The organism is Verrucomicrobiaceae bacterium, assembly GCA_016713035.1.
Taxonomy (GTDB): domain Bacteria; phylum Verrucomicrobiota; class Verrucomicrobiia; order Verrucomicrobiales; family Verrucomicrobiaceae; genus Prosthecobacter.
In genome coordinates, this window is the sequence record JADJPW010000007.1 from 419,281 (window position 1) to 425,434 (window position 6,154).

The window sequence follows — 6,154 nt, forward strand, 5'->3', positions numbered from 1 at the left end:
TCAGCAGATTACCTTCTCATAAAACCTCCTGCTTGGCTTTTTGGATGGCGTTGAGCAAGGACTGTCTCCGTTGATGATGCGCGTTCTCGAAACGTGCGATCTCCTTTATTTCCCGAGCGGACTTGTGGTAGGCCTGCACAAAAAAGTAGCCCATTCCCGCTGCCGCTAGTCCAAGAAAGACAAGGCGTGTCAGGCCGCTTGTTGCCACAACAACACATAGAGCGGGCAAAATGAAAAATCCGATCAGCAGGTTCATGAAAGCAGTGCCAGGGCTAGCTTTCCAATCAACCAGGGCTCCGCTGACCAAGTGCTCGACCCCATGCCAGTCTCGGTCCAATTGCTCTAACTCATTTTGCAGGGCGATAAGTCGGAGCGTCTTCGCACTCTCCGAACTGGACTCCTGAATCTGCTCCAGAATGCGTGAATGCGACTGCGTCGCTTGGCGCACGATCTCCAGCGGTGTAGCGCAGTGCGCACAGGTGATGAAGCGCACGCTTTCATCAGCGACGTGCAGCGGTGCACCGCAGCGCTGGCAAAGGATACTCAGGACATTCATGGCCGCGATTCTGTGAAATCCACCAAGGAACGTCAATTCCACAGACCAAAAGATTTTCCCGCTCTGATGGCTTCGGCTTTGTCATCCCGCCTCCACCATCATTAAAGTCTGCTCATCTCTGCGGTGAATTGAATCAGCTACACATGTTGAGTCATTGACACGTATTGGGCGTTCGCTCAATCTCCTAGTAGCACTCAACGAAATGAAGACCGTCGCAGTAACCATAGCCATTATCACAGCTTTTCTGGGCGATGTCTTCGCCACATCTTTTGCGCCGCCCAAAGATCGCCTTGTGAAGTCTGAAAACGAACACTTTGTGCTTCGAGTACATGCAAAGAACGGAAAGCACGAGGTATTTGCTGCCAAGAACCCGAAGCGGGTTTTGTGGTCATTTACGCGTCCAATTTGGCACGATGAGTATTTCGTGTCTGACGATGGTTCGCGAGTCGTCTGGATTGCTTGGGAGTTTGTGAAGACCGACGAACTTCAGAACAATGCTGTCGAGATTTGGAGCAAGGACGGTATCGCCAAGAAGGCCAGCTTTAAAGAAGTTGGAGACATCCACAGACCCTCTTCTGAGCAGGTTGCTCCTATTGGGGACTTTTGGAGGATCTGGCGAGATGACTGCACCTGCAAAAATGGCATTATCACGCTTCTGCAACGACGAAAGAACAGCGTCCGAGTGGACCTCAACCATACAACCATCACAAAGGGATAGATAACATGACCATCCCCGTGAAAAGCAAGAGCCCCGGCAATCTGACAGGACTCCCTGCGGAGCACGATTTTGACCCATTGGGTGGTTGTCTTGATGCACAGAATGCATGGCGAAACTTCGGTGGACTCACCGTGCCCGAAGCGCTGACGAAGTTCCGCGAGAACCCGATTCATTATCAGGAGGATTTCATGTTCATGGGAGGCCGCGCTTTTGTGTTCTATTTCCCTGTGCTGGATACCTTTCTTCGAGAGTTTGTGACTTCAGAGCATGACGATGGCTCTTTGGCTGCGATTGTCGGTTCCCTTGTCGCCGCGCAGTTTGGATGGCCCACGGCTTCGGCCCTTTTCCCGATTCACCCCGCTATTCGTTCCCTCGCCGACTACGTCTGCACCCACACAGAGCGATTCGCGGACGATCCTGATGACCAGCGAAGGATCGCCAGAGATTGGCAGCCGGTTTATAGTGCGCTTGCATCTGTATCACAGCTGACCTTGTAGCGCTGATAGGACGCTGATAAATGAGTTTGGAATTAGAGTCACGTCAGCGTCGAATTAGCGGTTTAAAATCAATGCCGCTAAGCAAAAGGGTCGATGATGAGATCGTCGCTGGCTTGGAGAGAAGAGGTCGAGAGCAGGCGTGGCCATTTGCTCACGGGCTGTCGCACCTTGCGCTGGCAACTACGTCTTCGTCGCGCTGGCAACGCGGCTTGGGCGATTTGCTCTCGCACTCGGCGCACCAGCACTCCTTGTGCCGCCTCGTCCATGAGGCCCTGCGCTGCCTCCAGCACCAGTAGCAGCGCTACGGTGTGCTCCAAACAGTGGCTCATGCTGATGCGCAGCGCTCCTGCCCTGCCGGACTTCTTCATCCTCACTGCTCTGTGCGCAGGCTAGTCGCTCCTCAGCCACCAGTGAGCTGGCGATGAGGAGCGCGGCGAGTTCTTGCTGTGCTGTCTCAGTGCGTTGTGCGCTGAGCAAATGCCCTCCGTGAAGCACGAGCTTGAGTTCTTTGTAAAAGACTTCCTGTTCCCAGCGCTTCGCATACAACGTCAACAACTCACGCGCACTGCCCTGCTGCACGCTCAGGCTCGTCCACAGCCGCACCTTCACCCACTCTCCAGCGGCGTTGCGCACTCGCCCCACGATCTCGCGCACTGGCAACTCGCTCTGGCGCATCGGCGGATGTTTGCGCGGGCGGCCCCGCGCTTTGTTCGCCTCGGGTGTCTGCTTCTCGTCAGCTTTGGACGGAGCTGTTGTTGACGAGTCTGCGCATGGGCTCTCACGCTCGCGCAGACTCACCACCACCTCCGCACTGCCATCGGCATGCACGCTTTGCACTCGCACGGAGAGCTTTGCCGCACTCGGACCAAAAAGTGACTCTGCGTGCGCTGCGAATGTTTTTGCAGTTCTTTGAGCATCGGAGCCTGCCCGCCAGCGGTCGGCGATGAGCAGGCTGCGAGCCTGGTAGCGCGGCGAGCAACGGATCGGCCAGCGATTTCTCATTGAGCGCGCAGTGACATCGATACGGCCAGCGGTGCATGGGTGCCGAGCTCGACCAGCGTGCTCATGGAGAGCTTGGCAAAGGCTGCCTGCGCACGACGACTGCGGCTTTTGGGCACTTGGGCGTTGATCTGCACGGTGTTAAGCAGGTTCCACTGCCCACCGTCGATGCCGACCAAGCGCAGCCCGGCGAAAAACACGCTGGATGCCGCTGCTCACAGGCTAGCGGCACCAGGGAGTGGCGCATGCAGGCATCGAAAGCTTGGGTGGATATCTTCAAACGACGCTGGCTTAGCGCCGCGGAGCCCGATGCGCACAGCAAAATAACGACCGATGATCTGCTGTAGGCTGCCGCAAGCGTGCAGACTTTGGGCGACCATGCCGGCGATGAGTTGCCAACCGAGAAGTTTGCGTCGCGGCCCTTGGTGCGTTGGCTCTGCCCGCAGTTCCTCGGGCAACTGCTCGACGCCGAGTTTTTTTGCGGATGCGTGCAGAGATGATGTTCGTATCGCGGTGGGCTGGATGGCTTACCATCTACCGCTAGTTGACTCAGCTACTCAGTTGTACAGCACTCTTTTCGCTCCTCTTCGCTTTTTTGCTTAGCGGCATTGCAGCTAGACCGGTTCTCAAAAAGAATGTCATATTGAGGCTGTACTTTTTAGAATTTCGGTAATTATTAATCCGGCACTAAGATAGCACATCAAGCTGCATATTGGGTTGAGGCAGATTTAAAGAAGGCACGGACTTGTTCTGGCAGCCTCTGGCATGAGCGCATCTGGCCGATGATCTGCTTTTGCGGCTCCCGCTCCTCCGGGCGGCGGGTAGCACTCCCAGTTTGCTTTTCAGCGCACGGTTGAGCCTCTCGTCGGGATTGAGCTCTGGACTGTAGCTGGGCAGGTGATGCACCGCGATCTGCTCTGATGCTGCTCCAGCCACTCCTTCACCGGCTTGCTGTGATGCACCCGCAGGTTGTCGAGGATGAGATACACTTTGCGCCCCTGCATCGAGCGAACCATCCGCTCCAAAAAGCGGATGAGAAGCCGCGCGTCCAGTGCCCCTTTGTAAACCATCCACCGCGAACTCCCCCGGTTGCTCACCGCGCTCATCATCGAGCTACCAAAGCGCCCGGACATCTGCTTGATCTCGGGCGTCTCTCCGCGTGGTGCGTAGCCTCTCACGGCATTGGGCTGGTTGTTGACCCCGGTCTGGTCACCCCAATAGATCTCGGCCCTTCCGCCTTGGCCTGAGCCTGCGATCTGCGGATACTTCTGCTCCAGCCACGCCTGGACTTCCTTGGTCGCTGCTCGTAGGCCTTCTTCAATGGCTTCTGGGGTGTGAACCCCCAGCGCTTCAAATACAGCCCCATGGTGCGCACGGGCAGCTTGAACCCGAAGCGCTTGTCCAGCAGTTGGGCGACAGCTTTGCGGGTCCATAGTGCAAGGGCAGCTTCAACTGCTCCGGGCAACCTGTCGGTGATGAGCCTGCGCACTTCCTTCTCCTGCTCGGCGCTCATGAGCCGTTTATCCCCATGTTTTCCTGCCGCGCTCGTCGCACAGCAGGGCTGCGGTGCCGTGTTGGCGCTGGTGCCGCTTCCACTGCTGGACAGTGCGGGGATGCACCCCCACCGCCTCGGCAATGTCATGTTCACTCCAGCCTTTTTTGGCCAGCAGCATCGCCCGGCGACGTGCTTCCACCTGTTGTTCCTTGCTTAGTTTGCGTCCGTCTTCTTTCATGCGGACGCACCATTACCACATCCTCATAATGCGTGCTATCTATTTACCGGATTAGTAATAGGCGGCGGTGGCCCGCCCGTGCATCACACTCAATCTCGAAAACGCGACCTTGGAAGAGGTCTGCGTGGCGATGGATTGCACGCCCACGAAGAAGGGCTTTCGTCGGCTTCAAGCGCTGCGCTGGCTTTATGAAGGCAAGAGCCGCGAGCAAGTCGCTGACCTCTCAGGCTTCAGCCTGCGGCAGGTTTTGCGCTTCATCCAAGTCTTCAATCTCGCCGGCCTTGATGGTCTCATTCCTGGACGCAGCAGCGGGCGTCGCCGCATCCTGCCCAAGGAACAGGTGAGCGATAAAATCCTACCTCTCATCGAAGACCCCTCACTGGCCGGACAAAGCCACTGGACCGCTGTGAAATTGCACGGCTGGATCAAGCAGAACCTGCAAACCCAGCTCGGCTACAGCACCACCGTGCGCTATCTCCACGAGCACGACTACCGCATCAAGGTTCCGCGCCCTTGGCCGCTCAATCAGGATGAGGACAAGCGCCAAGCCTTCTGCGAAAAGCTCCAGCGCTGGGTGGCCGATCCGAGCGTCGACCTGTGGTTCAGCGACGAAAGCGGCTTTGAAGGCGATCCGCGCCCGCGCCGTACCTGGACCAAGATCGGCAAGGTGCGCCACTCACCCTATCTCGGTGAGCACATCCGCTACAATGTGTTTGGCGCAGTGCGGCCCAAAGATGGAAGGCTCGGCGCACTGCTCTTCAACCTGTGCGACAGCGTCACTTTTCAGGTGTTCCTCGACACTCTGGCCGAAGAGAATCCGCACGTGGCAGGACGCCGCGCCATCCTGGTGCTCGACAACGCCTCATGGCACAAGACCAAGAGTCTTAACTGGCACCACTTTGAGCCCGAGTATCTGCCACCACGCTCGCCCGATCTCAACGCCATCGAACGCTTGTGGCTGCGCATGAAGGCCGACTGGTTCAACGGCTGGATCGCCAAGACTTCCGAGCAACTTCAGGACCGTATCATCGAGTCCCTACGCTCTTTGTTCGACCAGCCATCCATCCTTCAGTCCCAGTGCCGCCCAAAGACGCGTTTATGACATTCTTTTTGAGAACCGGTCTATCATCTACCCGGCTGGCGCGAAAGCGTTGTCGAGGCAGGCTGCGAGCTCCCGACTCCGCCCGAATCTGTCTGGACACCATCCGCTATGTGCTCAAACGGGCTCTCAGTGGTCGATGATCCCCCAAGAACCTCGCGCCCCGCAGCACCGCTCACGACGCCTTGAGTAAATGGACCGAGCAGGGCTTGTGGCCCAAGCTCAACGACGCCCTGCGCACCCAGACACGCCTGATGCTAAAAAAACGCCATGCCCAGCGCCGCTGTCATCGACAGCCAAAGCGTCAAAGGCAGGGCAGCTACCGGCTGTGATGCGCGGTTACGACGCGGGCAAGAAGATCAAGGGACGCAAGCGCCACGCGCTCACCGACACCAACGGCCTGCTGCTGGGCGTGGTGGGTCACGCCCGCCGACGTGCAAGATCGTGACGGCGCAAAGCTGCTGTTGTGCATGTTTTGCCATGGCTTCCTGAGCCTGCTGATGATCTTGCCGATGGTGGCTATGCCGGGAAGCTGGAGACCTTCGTGCAGAG

General features: G+C 57.6%; 8 protein-coding genes. 3 read left to right on the top strand and 5 right to left on the bottom strand.

Annotation, left to right across the window (positions count from 1 at the left end; genetic code table 11):
• Positions 1–16: 16 nt before the first annotated feature.
• The gene (locus IPK32_21260; protein MBK8094419.1) at positions 17–598 is read right to left on the bottom strand and encodes a hypothetical protein; all 582 of its coding nucleotides are present in this window, start codon (positions 596–598) and stop codon (positions 17–19) included.
• A 160-nt stretch (positions 599–758) separates the two neighbouring features.
• Here IPK32_21260 and IPK32_21265 point away from each other — a divergent pair, with 160 nt between their 5' ends.
• Together IPK32_21265 and IPK32_21270 are read left to right on the top strand one after the other, a co-directional pair.
• The gene (locus IPK32_21265; GenBank protein ID MBK8094420.1) at positions 759–1,274 is read left to right on the top strand and encodes a hypothetical protein; all 516 of its coding nucleotides are present in this window, start codon (positions 759–761) and stop codon (positions 1,272–1,274) included.
• A 5-nt stretch (positions 1,275–1,279) separates the two neighbouring features.
• Positions 1,280–1,771 (top strand): hypothetical protein, encoded by a 492-nt coding sequence (locus IPK32_21270; protein ID MBK8094421.1) that lies wholly within the window; start codon positions 1,280–1,282, stop codon positions 1,769–1,771.
• A 180-nt stretch (positions 1,772–1,951) separates the two neighbouring features.
• On the opposite strand, the gene IPK32_21275 is transcribed toward IPK32_21270, so the two are convergent.
• From IPK32_21275 to IPK32_21290, 4 genes are all read right to left on the bottom strand, one after another.
• Positions 1,952–2,773: a hypothetical protein gene (locus IPK32_21275; GenBank protein MBK8094422.1), complete on the bottom strand. Its 822-nt coding sequence runs from the start codon at positions 2,771–2,773 to the stop codon at positions 1,952–1,954.
• Positions 2,770–2,970, bottom strand: coding sequence for a hypothetical protein (locus IPK32_21280; GenBank protein ID MBK8094423.1), 201 nt, complete (start codon positions 2,968–2,970; stop codon positions 2,770–2,772). Before IPK32_21280 ends, IPK32_21275 begins: the two co-directional genes overlap by 4 nt.
• Before the next feature lie 642 nt (positions 2,971–3,612).
• Entirely contained in the window at positions 3,613–4,203 is a 591-nt protein-coding gene (locus IPK32_21285) for a transposase (GenBank protein MBK8094424.1), read from the bottom strand.
• An 87-nt stretch (positions 4,204–4,290) separates the two neighbouring features.
• On the bottom strand, positions 4,291–4,503 hold the full coding sequence (locus IPK32_21290) for a helix-turn-helix domain-containing protein (protein MBK8094425.1): 213 nt from the start codon (positions 4,501–4,503) through the stop codon (positions 4,291–4,293).
• A 67-nt stretch (positions 4,504–4,570) separates the two neighbouring features.
• Between IPK32_21290 and IPK32_21295 the strand changes: the two genes are divergently transcribed.
• Entirely contained in the window at positions 4,571–5,605 is a 1,035-nt protein-coding gene (locus tag IPK32_21295) for an IS630 family transposase (GenBank protein MBK8094426.1), read from the top strand.
• Positions 5,606–6,154 lie beyond the last annotated feature (549 nt).